The 14,569-nt window shown below is 68.0% G+C and carries 15 protein-coding genes; 9 read left to right on the top strand and 6 right to left on the bottom strand.

From position 1 onward, the window contains the following. Positions 1-11: 11 nt before the first annotated feature. On the bottom strand, positions 12-926 hold the full coding sequence (locus tag AB0F41_RS11595) for a LysR substrate-binding domain-containing protein (protein WP_357422789.1): 915 nt from the start codon (positions 924-926) through the stop codon (positions 12-14). A gap of 229 nt (positions 927-1,155) precedes the next feature. Between AB0F41_RS11595 and AB0F41_RS11590 the strand changes: the two genes are divergently transcribed. The 4 genes from AB0F41_RS11590 (at position 1,156) to AB0F41_RS11575 (ending at position 4,321) form a co-directional block, all read left to right on the top strand. Beyond that, entirely contained in the window at positions 1,156-2,211 is a 1,056-nt protein-coding gene (locus AB0F41_RS11590) for an LLM class flavin-dependent oxidoreductase (RefSeq protein WP_357422730.1), read from the top strand. 67 nt (positions 2,212-2,278) lie between these two features. Then, positions 2,279-2,671, top strand: a complete 393-nt coding sequence (locus AB0F41_RS11585) for a GNAT family N-acetyltransferase (protein ID WP_357422729.1) — start codon at positions 2,279-2,281, stop codon at positions 2,669-2,671. A 178-nt stretch (positions 2,672-2,849) separates the two neighbouring features. After that, entirely contained in the window at positions 2,850-3,323 is a 474-nt protein-coding gene (locus tag AB0F41_RS11580) for a carboxymuconolactone decarboxylase family protein (RefSeq protein ID WP_357422728.1), read from the top strand. After that, on the top strand, positions 3,320-4,321 hold the full coding sequence (locus AB0F41_RS11575; protein WP_357422727.1) for a pirin family protein: 1,002 nt from the start codon (positions 3,320-3,322) through the stop codon (positions 4,319-4,321). Before AB0F41_RS11580 ends, AB0F41_RS11575 begins: the two co-directional genes overlap by 4 nt. 220 nt (positions 4,322-4,541) lie before the next feature. On the opposite strand, the gene AB0F41_RS11570 is transcribed toward AB0F41_RS11575, so the two are convergent. Beyond that, positions 4,542-5,942, bottom strand: a complete 1,401-nt coding sequence (locus AB0F41_RS11570) for an MFS transporter (RefSeq protein ID WP_357422726.1) — start codon at positions 5,940-5,942, stop codon at positions 4,542-4,544. 155 nt (positions 5,943-6,097) lie between these two features. Between AB0F41_RS11570 and AB0F41_RS11565 the strand changes: the two genes are divergently transcribed. Next, the gene (locus tag AB0F41_RS11565) at positions 6,098-6,883 is read left to right on the top strand and encodes a helix-turn-helix transcriptional regulator (RefSeq protein ID WP_357422725.1); all 786 of its coding nucleotides are present in this window, start codon (positions 6,098-6,100) and stop codon (positions 6,881-6,883) included. 177 nt (positions 6,884-7,060) lie between these two features. Here AB0F41_RS11565 and AB0F41_RS11560 read toward each other — a convergent pair whose 3' ends face one another. Then, positions 7,061-7,855 carry a helix-turn-helix transcriptional regulator gene (locus AB0F41_RS11560; RefSeq protein ID WP_357422724.1) on the bottom strand — a complete coding sequence of 265 codons (795 nt, stop codon included), beginning with the start codon at positions 7,853-7,855 and terminating at the stop codon, positions 7,061-7,063. 146 nt (positions 7,856-8,001) lie between these two features. Here AB0F41_RS11560 and AB0F41_RS11555 point away from each other — a divergent pair, with 146 nt between their 5' ends. Together AB0F41_RS11555 and AB0F41_RS11550 are read left to right on the top strand one after the other, a co-directional pair. Further along, positions 8,002-8,223, top strand: a complete 222-nt coding sequence (locus AB0F41_RS11555; RefSeq protein ID WP_357422723.1) for a hypothetical protein — start codon at positions 8,002-8,004, stop codon at positions 8,221-8,223. Next, positions 8,220-8,771, top strand: coding sequence for a nuclear transport factor 2 family protein (locus AB0F41_RS11550; protein ID WP_357422722.1), 552 nt, complete (start codon positions 8,220-8,222; stop codon positions 8,769-8,771). Before AB0F41_RS11555 ends, AB0F41_RS11550 begins: the two co-directional genes overlap by 4 nt. A gap of 158 nt (positions 8,772-8,929) precedes the next feature. Here the strand turns inward: AB0F41_RS11550 and AB0F41_RS11545 are convergent, their stop codons facing one another. Both AB0F41_RS11545 and AB0F41_RS11540 read right to left on the bottom strand, forming a co-directional pair. After that, positions 8,930-10,645, bottom strand: a complete 1,716-nt coding sequence (locus AB0F41_RS11545) for an ABC transporter ATP-binding protein (RefSeq protein WP_357422721.1) — start codon at positions 10,643-10,645, stop codon at positions 8,930-8,932. Further along, entirely contained in the window at positions 10,642-12,459 is a 1,818-nt protein-coding gene (locus AB0F41_RS11540) for an ABC transporter ATP-binding protein (RefSeq protein ID WP_357422720.1), read from the bottom strand. Before AB0F41_RS11540 ends, AB0F41_RS11545 begins: the two co-directional genes overlap by 4 nt. A gap of 73 nt (positions 12,460-12,532) precedes the next feature. Between AB0F41_RS11540 and AB0F41_RS11535 the strand changes: the two genes are divergently transcribed. Continuing rightward, positions 12,533-13,315 (top strand): AraC family transcriptional regulator, encoded by a 783-nt coding sequence (locus tag AB0F41_RS11535; protein WP_357422719.1) that lies wholly within the window; start codon positions 12,533-12,535, stop codon positions 13,313-13,315. Positions 13,316-13,441: 126 nt separating this feature from the next. After that, complete coding sequence (locus tag AB0F41_RS11530) at positions 13,442-13,621, top strand: hypothetical protein (RefSeq protein ID WP_357422718.1); 180 nt, start codon at positions 13,442-13,444, stop codon at positions 13,619-13,621. A gap of 53 nt (positions 13,622-13,674) precedes the next feature. On the opposite strand, the gene AB0F41_RS11525 is transcribed toward AB0F41_RS11530, so the two are convergent. After that, positions 13,675-14,499: a helix-turn-helix domain-containing protein gene (locus tag AB0F41_RS11525; protein ID WP_357422717.1), complete on the bottom strand. Its 825-nt coding sequence runs from the start codon at positions 14,497-14,499 to the stop codon at positions 13,675-13,677. Between the last annotated feature and the right edge of the window lie 70 nt (positions 14,500-14,569).

Below are 14,569 nucleotides of genomic sequence, written 5' to 3'. Positions count from 1 at the left end.
CGGTCAGGGCTTTACTCACCAGGGTGGTTACGTAGCCATCCGTTTTGTTCGGCGCATCGCCGGGCGGTGGCGAGGACGCCGGAAATGGCGAGCGAGGGATCGTTCGCCGGCCACAGCACGGAGAGTTCTGCCGGTATCGGCGGATCGACGATGTCGCGAAGAACAATGCCGGTGCCCGGCTTCGCTGCGTGCTCAGCGAACGAGGCAGGGGCCAAGCCGATCTCGCGTCCGCCGGAGAGCCGGGCGAGCATGGCGTTCACCGGCGGCTCCTCGAACGCGTGAATCTCGGGGGAGAAGCCCGCTTCGTGGCATGCAGCGACGATGCCGTCGTAGTACGTGGGGGCGAGTCGGCGCGGGAACAGCAGCAGCGTCTGGTCGCGGAGGGCCGTCACCGGGATCGCCGGTGTGCCGGCGAGGGGGTGGCGCGTGCTGAGGAGTGCGGAAACGGGTTCTCTGCGGAGGATTTCGCCACCCACCCCGTCGATGGGCTGCGGTGCGAGGGCGAGACCGATATCCAGGTCGCCGGCGCACAGCCGTTCGGGAATCTCGGCGCTGAAGACCTCTCTCGGGGCGACCGTGAGGCCGGGGTGGTCTTCGTGGAGGGCATCCAGAAGCGTGGTGAGGGTGTCGAAGCTTGTGACCGGGGTGTAGCCCAGCCGAATCGTCGTCGCGATCCCGGACCCGGCCAGCCGGGTGAGCTGCACGGCTTGTTCCAGCGCGGCCAGCGCTATCGGCGCCTCGCGAATCAGCGTCCGGCCCGCGGCGGTGAGCTGCACCCGGCGGCTCGAACGCACGAACAGCGGGGTTCCGAGGGTTTCCTCGAGCTTGCGGATCTGATGGCTGAGGGACGGCTGGGAGATGTAGAGGCGGGTGGCCGCGCGGCCGAAGTGGAGTTCCTCGGCTACGGCCACGAAGTAGCGGAGGATCCGGGGACTGATATCGATAGACGAATTCTATCGTTGCGCAGCCGAACAAGTCTTGGACGCCCACTGGATAGCCGCCGTACGGTCGTTACCAGGCGACGGAAGACGTTCCGACCTGCCCGTCGAACCTTGTCGGAGCCGGTATCTGTGCGCGGGACCGGCCCCGATCTCGTATCGGCCCCGGAAGGCTGTCACCCACGAACACAACGAAGCGTTGAAGGAATTGCACGCGATGGATGTTTCGCAGCTCGAGTTCGGTATCGACAGCTTCGGCGACCGGCCACGCAACGACCGGGGGGAGATCGTTTCGCATGCGCAGGCGATCCGCGCGGTGGTGGCCGAGGCGGTCCTGGCCGATCAGGTCGGGATCGACGTGGTCGCGCTGGGTGAGCACCACCGGCCGGAGTACGCGATCTCCAGCCCGGAAACGGTGCTGGCCGGGATTGCGACCGCCACGAAGCGCATCCGGCTCGCCTCGGGCGTGACGGTGCTGTCCTCGGACGACCCGGTGCGGGTCTTCCAACGGTTCGCCACCGTGGACGCGCTCTCCGGCGGCCGGGCGCAGGTGATCCTCGGACGCGGTTCGTTCACCGAGTCGTTCCCCCTGTTCGGGTACGACCTGGTGGACTACGACGTGCTGTTCGAGGAGAAGATCGACCTGTTCCACCGGCTCCTGGACGAGACGCCGGTCACCTGGACGGGCACCACCCGTGCCGCCCTCCATGAGGCGGATGTGTATCCGAAGACCGAATCGGGACGTCTCGATACCTGGGTGGGAGTCGGTGGGTCACCGGAGTCCGTGCTCCGCACCGCCCACTACGGGTTCCGGCTCATGCTCGCCGTCATCGGCGGCGCCCCCGGCCGGTTCGCGCCCTTTGTCGACCTGTACCGGCGGGCGAACGAGCAACTCGGCACCACCGCACAGCCGGTCGGTATGCACTCGCCGGGGTTTGTCGCTCCCACCGACGAAGAGGCGAAAGAACTGTTCTACCCCGGTTTCAAGGAGACTCGCGACCGGATCGGGGCCCTGCGCGGCTGGCCCCCGATCCGCCGGGAAGAGTTCGATGCCGAGGTGGAACACGGATCGCTGTACGTCGGCTCGGCCGAGACGGTCGCGAAGAAGATCGCCCAGGCGATCCGGGTGTTGGATGCGGGCCGGTTCGACATGATCTACTCGGCCGCGGGCACCGTCTCCGCTGCCGCACGGCTACGTTCGGTCGAGCTGTACGGCAGCCGGGTCATCCCCCGGGTACGCGAGCTGCTGGCCGAACAGCCCGTGACACGATGACCACCCGTCACCACCGCCGGGATCCCGGGGCCGGGAAATTCGGCACCGTCTCATAAAGGAGGGCCGGATGGCCGAAGGATTGATCGACAACACCGGTGCCTCCGTGACGGTCACGCTCGATATCGCCGACCCGATCAGCTCCTACATCGTGAGCCTCGCCGATGGATCACCCGCCGGCAGGGCCGACTTCGTCGACTCGCCCGGACCGGACGCCGAGCGGATCTTCTTTCACACCGAAGTGGCCGAGGAGTTCGGTGGACGAGGTCTGGCCGGGGTGCTGGTGCGGACGGCGCTGGCAGACAGTATTCGCGAGCACCTCACCGTCGTGCCGGTGTGCCCGCTGTTCGCCCGCCATCTGAAGACGCATGGCGATGAATTCGTCGCGAACGGCGGTGTTTTTCGCCGGCCGACACCTACCGATGTGGCTCTGGTCACGCGCGCCGTCCGGAGCGGGACCTGAGATCCGCTCGCCCTCGACATCGTGATTCGGTGCAGGATACGAGTCGTCGACGCCGTTCGATGGGTACGCCGAGCACCCACCGAAACCCCTGTGTTCACGGACCCGACGCCGGCGTCGAGATAGACATACGCGAGAGCGGAAGACGGATGTGCGCTGTCGCCGCGGAAATGGAGACACGATGCGTCCGTCCTTGGACAAGGTGATGCCCGAGGCGTGGAAGGCCGCGGAAGCGTTCTCGGCGGCGATTCGAGTAGCGGCGTTGTCCCGCGGACTGTCGGTCCAGGAGTCCGAGTTCATCAAGCTGCGCGCCTCGCAGCTCAACGCGTGCGCGTTCTGCGTGGATCTGCATTCGCGCGAGGCGAGACGGGCCGGGATAGCGCAGCAGCAGCTGGACCTGCTGCCGGCGTGGCGGGAGACCGGATTGTTCGACGATCGGCAGCGGGCGGTGCTCGCGGTGGCCGAAGCCGCCACGATGCTCCCCACCACCGACGAGTCGGATGCCGATCTCGCGGGCGCCCGATCCGTTCTCGGCGAGGAGGCATTCGTCGCGGCCGAGTGGGTGGCGGTCACGATCAACGCGTTCAACCGGATCTCGATCCTCAGCCGGCATGCAGTGCGTCCCCGCGATTCCGAAGGGAAGATCATCCGATGACCGATCTCGACCCACGCCCCGATCTGAAGGTCCTGGAGCCCGGGCAGCCGTGCACGGCGACAGAGGTCCTCGAGCCGCGCCTCGTGCCACTCGGCGGCGTGCGGGAGATGACCGTGTACCGGACCCTCCCGCAGCGGCAGCGGTCGCTGGTGGGGGCGTGGTGCTTTCTGGATCACTACGGTCCCGATGACGTCTCGGTAACCGGTGGCATGCAGATGCCGCGCCATCCACACACCGGGCTCGCGACGGTGTCCTGGCTGTTCACCGGCCACGTCGGGCATCTCGACTCCGGCGGCAACGCGGCTTCGGTGGTGCCGGGCGAGCTCAACCTGATGATCGCGGGCCGTGGCATCACCCATCAAGAGATCAGCGACCCCGAGACGAACATCCTGCACGGCGTGCAGCTCTGGTACGCGCTGCCGGACGAGACGCGTTTCAGCGAGAACGCATTCGCGCACTACGCGCCCGAGCCGGTGATACTTCCCGGCGCCAGGGCCCGCGTGTTCATCGGAGCACTCCTCGGATCGGTCTCCCCGGTCGATACGCGGACACCCGGCCTGCTCGGTGCCGAACTGATACTCGAGCCCGGCGCCTCGGTACGGCTCACCGTGCGGGCGGACTTCGAGCACGCGGTCCTCGCCGAGAGTGCCGAGGTCACGGTGAATTCGGCCACCGTCGGGCATCGATCGCTCGCCTACATACCTCCCGGATCCGAGACGTTGGTCCTCACCGCGGGCGATACCGAAGCGCGTGTCATCCTGCTGGGCGGCGTCCCGTTGCGGGAGCGGATCGTGATGTGGTGGAACTTCATCGGACGCGATCACGACGAGATCGTCGAGTACCGCCGCCGATACCAGGCCGAGCTCGGTTTCGAACCTGCCGACACGCGGGATGCCGGCAAGCCTGCCCTGTTCGGCGAGTTCCCTCCCGACCAACCGCCACCGCTACCGCTACCGGCTCCGCCGCTACCGAACTCCAGGCTGCTCCCGCGCGAGTAGCGCGCCCGGCGACCATGCCGAACAGTGCGCGCGACGCCACGTCCTCGGTTGATCAGTGGCCGCCCACTGCTGTGCCGCCCGTCGGGGGTTTGAAGAAGACGCTGCCCGCGTGTTCGGATCCGGGGGGTTGAACAACAGCAGGATGCGACCCTGCGGAAACTCGTTGCGGATTGTGCCCTCGGCCGGACACATAAAACATGGGCACTTGGAAAACGCCTGGTCAATATGGGTTTGTACCGGGTGATCGGTGTGTTGGCAGTGCAGTGACGACGACGGCGCCGAGGGCGAGAATGACGGCAGCGATCGTGAGTGCGAAGGAAAAGCCCGGCGAATCAGCGGAACCGGCCGAGGCGCCACTGTGGCGTTCGGCCACGGTGACCAGAACGGCGACGCCTATTGCGCCACCGATCTGCTGCACAGAGCTGAACAACGCCGAGCCGAGGCCGGCGTTCTCCGCGTTGGTGCCGGTGACCGCGGCCGCCGTCAGGACCGGCAGGCTCAGCCCGCATCCCAGGCTGGTGACGAGCATGCCCGGCAGCACACCCGTAGCGTATGGATCGCCCGCCGCCACACCGGACAGCATCAGCAGCCCGGCGGCGCTGATCAGGAACGACGAGATCAGCGCCCACCGCATCCCGATCCTCGTGATCGCGTACGTGGAAAGGCGCATACCCACGAGAATTCCAGCGCCATAGGGCAGATAGGCCAGGCCGGCCTGCAACGGACCGTATCCGAGGACGGTCTGCAAGTGGATCATCAGCAGGAAGGCCATGGCGAAAAAGGCCACCGAAAACAGCAACATCGCCGCGTTGGCGACCGAACGTGTCCGGTCGGCCAGGAACGCTTTCGGCACCAACGGCTCCGCCACCCTCGACTCCACCACGATGAATGCGGCGGCCGAGAGCGCGGCCAGCAGCAGGGCTGCGATGACGGGGAGGTCTGCCCAGTTCGTTTCCCCGGCTCGGAGCAGGCCGTAGACCAGGGACACCACGGCGCCGGTGCCCAGAACGGCGCCGGGTACATCCAGGCGCACCCGGGAGTGTGCACGACTTTCCGGGATCAAGCGCGGCAACAGCATGAGGGCCACCGCCGCCACCGGCAGGTTGATGAGAAAGATCCAGCGCCAGGATGTGAGGTCGGTCAGTACACCGGAGATCACCAGGCCCGCGGTGCCGCCCAGCGCCGCGATCCCACCCCAGATGGCCAGTGCCCGGGTGCGTTCCGCCGTGCCCGGGAACAGCAGAGTGATCAACGACAGCGCGGCCGGGCTCGCCATGGCCGCGCCGGCGCCCTGAACGAACCGTCCGAGCACGAGTTGCCAGGGCTGTTGGGCGACCCCGCACGCAAGACTCGCCACACCGAACAGCGCCACCCCCAGGAGGAAGACGCGGCGGCGGCCCACCAGGTCGGCCGCGCGCCCGGCCAGCAACAACAATCCACCGAATGCGAGGAAGTAGGCGTTGACCACCCAGGCGAGCCCTGCGCCGCTGAAGCCGAGTTCGTCGCGGAGGCTGGGTAGGGCGACGCTGACCACATTATCGTCGAGGACGAGCATGAACTGCACGAAGCACAGCACCACGAGCGCTCCCCGGCGCCGGCCGGGGGTCACGGAAGCAACCACCGACGTCACGGCAGACGCTCCGGCTTCGAGGGCGTACACCAACCATGATGAGGCACAGGTTTTTTCAGCACTCAACGACGCTATGCGCCCCGCGAAGGTGGCCACAATACGTGATGAGGCCCGATGATATCGCGTTGAGGACATAGGCTGGCGTCATGCTGGAGTCCGCCGATTCGTTCGATCCGTCCGGCGCGGGAGTGATCATCGTCGGCCAATTCCCGTTGACGTCGGGGGAATGGATCCCCGCCCACAGTCACACCCACCATCAGCTGGCATGGGCACGTCGCGGGGTCCTCAGCGTCGCTGTGGCCGACGCGTACTGGGTACTGCCACCGACCCGGGCCCTGTGGTTACCGGCGGGGGTGGTGCACCGGACCGGCGCCACCCGCGAGGCGGTGTTGTGCAGCCTCTACCTCGATCCGGCAGGATGCTCCCCGGACTGGTCCGAGCCCACCGCGGTGGGCGTCGGCGCGCTGCTGGCCCAACTGATCACCTATCTCGCCCGCCAGGATCTCGCCGAAGACGCACGGCGGCGAGCCGAGGCCGTCGTGCTGGACCTGCTGCACCCCGTACCGACCTTGCCGATCGACGTCCCGCACCCCGTGGACGAACGGGTCCGCGCCGTGGCCGACACCCTGCTCGCCGACCCCGCCGACCCCCGCGGCCTCGAAGCGCATGCGCACGATATCGGAGTGAGCCGGCGAACACTGACCAGGCTGTTCGTCCGCGACACCGGTATGAGCTTCGACCGCTGGCGCACCCATATGCGGCTGCGCGCCGCCCTGCCTCTCCTCGCCGAAGGCCGTACCGTATCCCAGGCCGCCCACGCGGTGGGATACACGACTGCGAGCGCCTTCCTCGCGGCGTTCCGCCGGACCGTGGGGACCTCGCCCGGACGCTACCTCCACGCAGAGCCGGGCCCGACCTGTGAATCGGTTTGATCCGCTGAACTGCGGAAATTCGTTGCAGGTTTGTGCCCTCGGCAGGGTTGGAGCGCCAGATCGTCGGGTACGGCCGCAGGGTGCCGGGACTGTAGCGCGTGAGGGTGGCGATGTTGCCGGTTCTGAAAACCCCGAGTCAGCACTGCACCCTTCGCCGGGTGGTAGATGTGGCAGAGGTCAGGCGTCGTCGCGGGGCGTGTAGAGCATGACCCAGTGGTCTCGCTCAGGGTCATGCAGGAGCTCGATGTCGAAGCTGACCCGGCCGTACGTGGCGTGGTGCAGCTGCTTCGTCGCCGACCGCGACGCGATGACCTCGCCGCGCTCCCAGTAGTCGCGGAAGACCGGGCTGGTAGCGGTGAGCTCCGCGAGCATGCTGCGGAGGTAGTCGTCCTCGGGGTATCGGCTCCGCGCGGTGCGCAGCTCAGCGGCTGCGACGCGCAGGAATTGCTCAGCGCTGTTACCGAGCAGGTCGGTGAGGGCGGTGGTAGCGAAAGCCTGGTAGGCGAGGTTGCGCGCGAAGGGGCCGGTCCCGTCGGCGGGCGGCAGCAGTTCAGCTGCGCGCTTGTTGCGGGCCAGGAGGTCGAGCCGACCGTCGTGGACGGTGACCGGCATCGTCTCGTCCAGTCCCTCGAGCATCCGCAGCAGGCCCGGGCGGACGACCGAGCCGGGGGTGGGTAGTTCGGGCGGGGACTCGCCTCCCAGCCGGAACAGGTGGGCGCGCTCCGGCCCTGTCAGAGCGAAGCCTTGCGCCAGAGCCGTGAGGATCTCACGTGACGGTCGAGGAGCTTTGCCCTGTTCCAGACGCGTGTAGTACTCCACGGAGATCCCGGTCAGGTCGGCCATCTCTTGCCTGCGAAGCCCCGACACCCGCCGACGGGAGCTTCTCGGTCGACCGTGCAGGTCCGGCGGCGTCATCGCCGCCCTGCGCTGTCTCAGGTAGTGCGCCAGATCGCTCCGATCATTGCTCACCATGGGCTCATTCTTCCGCAGCACAGACGCCTCCCTCGCGTGTGGTGACACTGGCAGTACTAGTTTCAGCGCGGCATTCCTCCCTGTCGCGGGGCCTTGCATCCTAGATGGCGTGCCGCCTCAGCGGCATCAGAGCCATCGGAGGAGATATGACCAGTACAGCGTGGACGTTCCCACTTCCAGCAGATCGAGTGGAGGAGGGCATCGACCTGGCTACGTTCTCCGAACGGCTCCTTGCGTACGAGTCGGACTTCACCCGGTGGTGGACGCCGCGCTTCGCGTCCTTCGGCATGCCACCGGCGTTCGGTGAACCGCTCTTGTCCTGGGACGCCACGACCGCCGTCCTGGACGCGAAGGAGGAGCTGTCATGACCGGCCCTCGTTCCACGACCCGCTCGGCGCTGGAGACTGCGAAGGAGTTCATCCGGGCTGTCGAGGCGAAGGACATCGGCGCCGTCGAGGACACCCTCGGGGACGACGCGGAGCAGCTCTTCATGCACTCGAACGCGGTGACCACTGACCAGGGTGTCGCGGACATCATCGCCGGTCGTCGCAGAGGTCTCTGCGTCGCGGACGTGCGCGGCCGGGAGGAGGTGCTCGGGTACACCAGGGGCATCTTCGACAAGTTCGACCCGCTGGTCTGGCGCAACCACCGGTGGACCGTCGGCCCCGACGGCCGCGAGGTCTTCTTCCTCGGCACCGGTGACATGGTCGTCGCCCGGACCGGCACGCCCTATCGCAACACCTACCTCACTCGGTTCGACGTCACCGCCGGCAAGATCGTGCGCATGGCCGAGTACGGCAACGTGATGATGTATGCCCGGCTGGGTGTCCGCCCCAACCGTGCCGAGTTCCGGTCACTTCTCCGAGCCGTCGGACGCATGCTCTCGCCGACGCGGTCCTCTCGATCCGGTCGATAGCAGGGGGAGCTGATGCTGCTGGACCGATTTATCGGCACAGACCATCTCATCGACACCTAGCACGCGCGAGTCATGGTCGCCGGGACTGCGGCGCTACCACGACCTCACCGAACCCACCGGGCTGATGCGAGCCGGGCTTCGCCTCCTCCACCCGGCAGTTACTCAACGGCCGACAGTGGTTGGGATATCGCCCAGAACGCGGCGTAGCGGCCGCCGTGGCCCACCAGATCGTCGTGGCTTCCCTGTTCCACGATTCGGCCGCCGTCGAGGAAGACGACGTGATCGGCGCGGCGGACGGTGCGCATTCGATGCGCCACCATCACCACGGTTCGGCCGGCCATGAGGCGTTCGATCCCGGCGTGGACCGCCGCCTCGTTCACCGGGTCCAGGGCGGAAGTCACCTCGTCCAGGAGCACGATGGGCGCATCCTTCAACAGCGCCCGAGCGATGGAAACCCGTTGGCGCTCACCGCCCGACAGTAGCGCGCCGCCCTCGCCGACCACCGTGTTCCAGCCGTCGGGGAGACGCTCGATCACCTCGTCCAGGCCCGCCGCGGTGGCGGCGGCCCGCATCTGCGCGTCGGTCGCGCCGGGGCGGCCGAGACGCACGTTCTCCTCGATGGTGCCGTCGAAGAGCCGGACGTCCTGGAAGACGATGGCGAACTGGGCCATCAACTCCTCGGAGCTCATCGCGCGTACGTCCACACCGCCGATTCGTACCGCGCCGGAGTCCACGTCGTAGAACCGGGCGAGTAGTTGCAGCATGGTGCTCTTCCCCGCACCCGATGGGCCGATGACGGCCAACCGCGTGCCCGACGGCACCGCCAGCGACACGTTGTCGAACACCTGCCGGTCGCCGTGGCGGAAGGAGACGGACTCGAACTTTAGGTCATGGCGGTGTGGCCGGACGGGATCGGCGGCCTCCGGCAACGGTTCGGCGCGCAGCAGCGTATCGAGCCCGGCCAGCACGGCGCGCGCGCCGCGGAGCTTGCCGCCGAGATCCGACAGCGACAGCAGCGGATCGGCGCAGCGGGCGGCCAACACCATGATCGCCAAGAACTCTGCCACTCCGATTTCGCCGCCGAGGGCGAGATAGGTGCCCAGGACGAGTAGGGCTGTGAACATCGCCTGCACCGTGAGCGTGAGGCCGATGACGCCGGGTAGTGCGGACACCGTCGACCGGCGCGATGCGCGCTGTAGTTCGTGGAGCGAGTCGTCGAGCAGCGCGAAACGCTCAGTGGTTCGGCCGCCCGTCCGCAGCACCGGCTGTGCCTGGAGATACTCGATGACCCGTTCGGCGGCTGCGGCCTCGCGTTCGGAGCGCTCGGCATCGGCGGCGGCGGTTGCGTGGGCCGTCCGGCCACTGATCGCCGCCACGATCGGCGCGGCGAGGAGCGCGGCCACGCCCAGCTGCCAGTTGTATGACAGCAGGACGAAGACGATCGTCAGGGGGGTCACCGCGGCGGAGAGGAACGGCGCCAGCAGATGTGCGATAACGCTCATGGCCTCCAGGACGCCGCGACTGGCCAGCACCGACACCTCGCCGACGCGGCCGCCGCTGTACCAGCCGAGGGGTAGACGGCCCAGATGCGCACCGATCCGGGTGTAGATTCCCCGCAGCAGAGTGGTTCCGACTCGGAAACCGGACAGATCACTGAGATAACGCAGGACCGCGTAGACCGCGACCGCCATCCCGAAGGCCACCAGCCAGGGCCGGGCCTGCGCGGGAGTATCCCCGAACAGGGCGCGCAGAATGGGAACCAGCAGGCCGTAGGACAATCCTTCGACAATGGCGGTCGCTGTCATGAGGGCAACCGTGCGGCGCACCGGCGGGGCGTATTCGGGTCCGAGTACGCGCAGCAGCATTCGAATCATCGGTATTCGTCTCCCTGTGGGGTTTCGGACCTGTCCGCGATCGCTGATCGATGGACCTGCCAGAAAGCGGCGAACCTGCCGCCGCGGGCCAGCAGTTCGGCCGGCCGGCCGCGCTCGGCGATCGCCCCGTTCTCCAGCACCACGACGGTGTCGGCGTCGGCGACTGTCTCCAGGCGATGGGCGATGACCAGGATGGTGCGCTTTCCTGCCAGTGTGGACAGTGCTCGGCGCACCGCCTGTTCGGTCTGCGGGTCGGCGAAGGCCGTCGCCTCGTCGAGTACCAGGATGGGCGCGTCGGAGAGTAGTGCGCGGGCGAGTGCGATGCGCTGGGCCTCACCGCCGGAGAGCCGGGCCTGCGTGCCGAGCACGGTCTCGTAGCCGTGGGGCAGTTCGAGGATGCGATCGTGAATATTCGCCAGCTGGGCGGCGCCCACCACATCGGCGCGGTCGGCACGTGGTACCGCCAGCGCGATATTGTCGGCGACCGATGCGCGTAGCAGGCGAACATCCTGGAAGACGAAGGCGACGTTCCGGTACAGGGCATCGCCGGCGATGTCCCGCAGATCGATCCCGCCCAGCATGACCGACCCGTGCGTCGGATCGAAGAAGCGTGGCAGTAGCTGCACCAGGGTGGATTTGCCGCTTCCGGACGGTCCGACGAGCGCGGTGACCGTCCCCGGTTCGAGTACCAGGTCGATTCCGCGCAGCACCTCACGCTCGGCGTCGTAGCCGAATCGAACGTCGCGCAGCTCAACCCGGTGCCCCCGGGGTGCGACCGGATTCGCGGGTTCCGGCAGCGGCGTGACGGCGAGTACTTCCCGAATCCGGCCGACCGCGCGCCGCGCGGCCTGTATCTCGTCGAAGCCGTGGCCGAGGGCGGCCACCGGGGCGGTCAGGCCCAGTCCCAGCAGCAGGAACGGCAGCAGATCGGCCGGTGCGAGCGAACCGGTCGTCACCAGCACCGCACCGCCGGTCAGCACGACCAGCAGGACGAACGGCGGTGACAGCACGAGCTGCATTCCCGCGGCGATCGGGGCGAGACCGCCCACCCAGCGGGAGAAGGTCCCGACGAAATCATCCACGGCCGTCCGGAATGCGCGGTGGGCCTGCCCGGAACCGCCGAATGCCTTGACCACCGCGATGCCCTGCACGTATTCGACGACGGAGTCCGCGACGCGCCCCATGGCCGCATCGAACTCTTCCTGTTCGCGCAGCCGAGCCGGAGTCATCATCGCCGGTACCAGCGCCACCGCCAGGACGACCGGGACGAGCGTGATGAGCGTCAGCCGCCAGTCGACGGTGCACAGATAGATCAGCGAAACCAGTGGTACCACGAAGGCGGAGACGAGCTCGCCGGGGGTGTGCGCGATGAACGGGTGGACGGCGCTCACATCGCCGCCGACCACCTGCGCCAGCTCGCCGGTCCGGCGGCGGGAGAACCAGCCGATCGGCACCCGTCCCAGCCCGGCGGCCAGTTGCCGGCGCAGCGACAGCTGTACCCGCCCGTCGAGTAGATGTCCGATGCCCGCCGATGCGGCCGTGAACAGCAGCCGGACCAGCAGGCCGGCCGCGCCCGCGAGCACGACGATCCAGACGTGACCATGGTCGATCGGCGTGGGGGAGAGCAGGGTCCGGCCCAATTCGACGACGGCAAGCAGCGGTGCCAGCCCGGCGACAGCGCCGATGACCTGAAAGATCAGTACGGCGGCGAACCCGGTGGCGAATGGGCGTAATGATCCGGTCGGATGCCGGTCCGGCTCGGGATCGTCCGGGGGTGGAGACTTCTCTTTCGTCTCGGCCGTATCGCTGCGCATCAGGTGTCTCCGTGCTTCCGGTCATGCTTCTCGCCTCCGACGCTCTCGGTGGCCTGGCGATACCCTGACAGGCGTGGACACTGATCCGCTTTCGGAAATCTGCGGTCCGGCGCGGACGCCGGTCGCCTGGGTGCGGGCCGGCCATGTCGGCTACGTCGGGCCGGATCTCGGCGTCGAACCGCATTCCCCGTCGGTCGCCATGCTCGGCGTCGGATTGCACGGCCCGCTCCTTGTGCATACCGGCGCGCACGGCCCGATCCGCACCGGCAGCTTCTTCGCCCCCGCCCGCACGACACAGCGTCTGGTCGCCACCGAGGGCTGGATTCTGGCACTGTTCGTCGAACCCGCGGGCGCGCCCGCCACCGCCATTGCCGACGAGATGACCTCTTCCGCAGGACGTTTCGGACTCGGACATCGCCGGGAACGGGAACTGGTCGAGTTGTGCTCAGCCGAGAGCGTGGACCCGGATCGCATCTACGCCCGCGCCGTCGCCGGGCCCGCGCCGGTAACCGATCCGCGCATCGAAGAGGTCGCCACCACCATCCGCGACCATCCGGACCGGACCTTCCGCGCCGATCAGATCGCCGCGAAGATGGGCCTGTCCACCACACATTTCCTGCGACTGTTCACCCAGCAGTACGGCACTACCTTCCGCGGCTATCAACGGTGGAGCCGCATCATCCGCACCGTTCGCAACGCCGTGGCCGGCCACGACCTCACTCGCGCCGCCATCGACGCCGGTTTCGCCACCCCGTCGCATTTCAGCGAGACCTTTCGCGACATGATCGGACTATCGGCCACGGATATGCTGCGCGCGGGTATCCGCTTCGATCTCGGAACAGCTCCCGCCCCGTGATATTTCGACCGCCGCGGTGCCGTGCCCGGCTCGGACCACGGCATGTCCTCGATTCTTCCGGCGCACCTCATGTTCCGATCTACCTGCCGCAGCCGTCCGCCGTTCCAGGGGTGCGAGTATTGAGCGATGGATGACTACACCACTCACAAGCAGCGCGCCGAGGCGCTGCTCAGTGGGCTCACCGACGGCGACGCGGTCAGCGGCGCGGATCGGCGGAACGTGATCGCTCAGGCCCAGGCACATGCCGCCCTCGCGCAGGCGGAAGCCCAGTGGGCGACCGCGGAGGCCATACGCGCTCGGCGGTGAGATGGTCTCATGTGCCCGTCGGGCAGGCGGTGGTTGTCCGGTCGGCTGCGGGATCAGCCCGCCGGCCACGCGGTTTCATCGATCGCGAGCCACGGTGCGCTCGCGACGAGGGGCGGGGTCATATCGGTGATCGCCTTGGTGCGACGGTGGAGATGGGATTGGTCGGCATAGCCTGCCTCGACCGCGGCATCCGCGGGCGAGCGGCCTGCCGCCAGAAGATGGGCGGCATGGTCGAAGCGGACGAGTTCGGACGCACGCTTGGGTGAGACTCCGATCCGGGTCCGGAAGTGGGACCAGAGTCGCTGGCGGGTCCAGCCGGTCTCGGTGGCGATCGTCTCGATTCGGAGCTGCCCCCTGGTCCGGACGGTCTGGTTCCAGGCGTACACGAATTCGGGTGCTACAGCGACTCTGCCGGGTACCCGGCTTCGAAGGAAGGCGCCCGCGAGGGCGAACCGGTCGTCCCATGACGGTGTCGAACGGAGCCGCTCGGTCAAGATGGCAGCGCTGCCGCCCCACAGCTGCGGCAACGGCGTCACGGTACCGCCGATCATCTCGGTGTCTCGGATAATCGCTGCGGCGGCGACGGGGGACAGGCGGATCTGCAACACTTCGCCGACCCCCACGCTGGTGATGCGCAAGGTGCCTGCACGGAGGCCGATGATCGCGTTCCCCGCGACCGGGCCTCCGGGACCGCGGTAGGCGACTCCGCGCTCGGTGAGATCGAGCAGGATCGTGACCGAGGGATGCGGGATCATCGTGAGGTCCACGGGGCCGATGTCGTAGTAGCGGAAACCCGCCATCCGGACTCCCGGAGCCGGGGGACCGGCCGGGCCGGCGACCTCGACCCGGCTCCAGTCCAGTAGGCCGGTAGCGGTCATACATCCCAGGCTAGCCTGATCGCGGTAACGTGACATTCGTACAAGACGGTGCGACGAGCCCCCGGCGAAG

The organism is Nocardia sp. NPDC024068 (genome assembly GCF_040638875.1).
GTDB lineage: Bacteria > Actinomycetota > Actinomycetes > Mycobacteriales > Mycobacteriaceae > Nocardia.
The sequence above is the reverse complement of the archived record's forward strand: the minus strand, read 5'-3'. Positions and strand labels throughout refer to the sequence as shown.

Coding starts and splice junctions, on each gene's coding strand:
- AB0F41_RS11590 (WP_357422730.1), top strand. CDS start 1,156: ATGGATGTTTCGCAGCTCGAGTTCGGTATCGACAGCTTCGGCGACCGG.
- AB0F41_RS11585 (WP_357422729.1), top strand. CDS start 2,279: ATGGCCGAAGGATTGATCGACAACACCGGTGCCTCCGTGACGGTCACG.
- AB0F41_RS11580 (WP_357422728.1), top strand. CDS start 2,850: ATGCGTCCGTCCTTGGACAAGGTGATGCCCGAGGCGTGGAAGGCCGCG.
- AB0F41_RS11575 (WP_357422727.1), top strand. CDS start 3,320: ATGACCGATCTCGACCCACGCCCCGATCTGAAGGTCCTGGAGCCCGGG.
- AB0F41_RS11565 (WP_357422725.1), top strand. CDS start 6,098: ATGCTGGAGTCCGCCGATTCGTTCGATCCGTCCGGCGCGGGAGTGATC.
- AB0F41_RS11560 (WP_357422724.1), bottom strand. CDS start 7,855: ATGGTGAGCAATGATCGGAGCGATCTGGCGCACTACCTGAGACAGCGC.
- AB0F41_RS11555 (WP_357422723.1), top strand. CDS start 8,002: ATGACCAGTACAGCGTGGACGTTCCCACTTCCAGCAGATCGAGTGGAG.
- AB0F41_RS11550 (WP_357422722.1), top strand. CDS start 8,220: ATGACCGGCCCTCGTTCCACGACCCGCTCGGCGCTGGAGACTGCGAAG.
- AB0F41_RS11545 (WP_357422721.1), bottom strand. CDS start 10,645: ATGATTCGAATGCTGCTGCGCGTACTCGGACCCGAATACGCCCCGCCG.
- AB0F41_RS11540 (WP_357422720.1), bottom strand. CDS start 12,459: ATGCGCAGCGATACGGCCGAGACGAAAGAGAAGTCTCCACCCCCGGAC.
- AB0F41_RS11530 (WP_357422718.1), top strand. CDS start 13,442: ATGGATGACTACACCACTCACAAGCAGCGCGCCGAGGCGCTGCTCAGT.
- AB0F41_RS11525 (WP_357422717.1), bottom strand. CDS start 14,499: ATGACCGCTACCGGCCTACTGGACTGGAGCCGGGTCGAGGTCGCCGGC.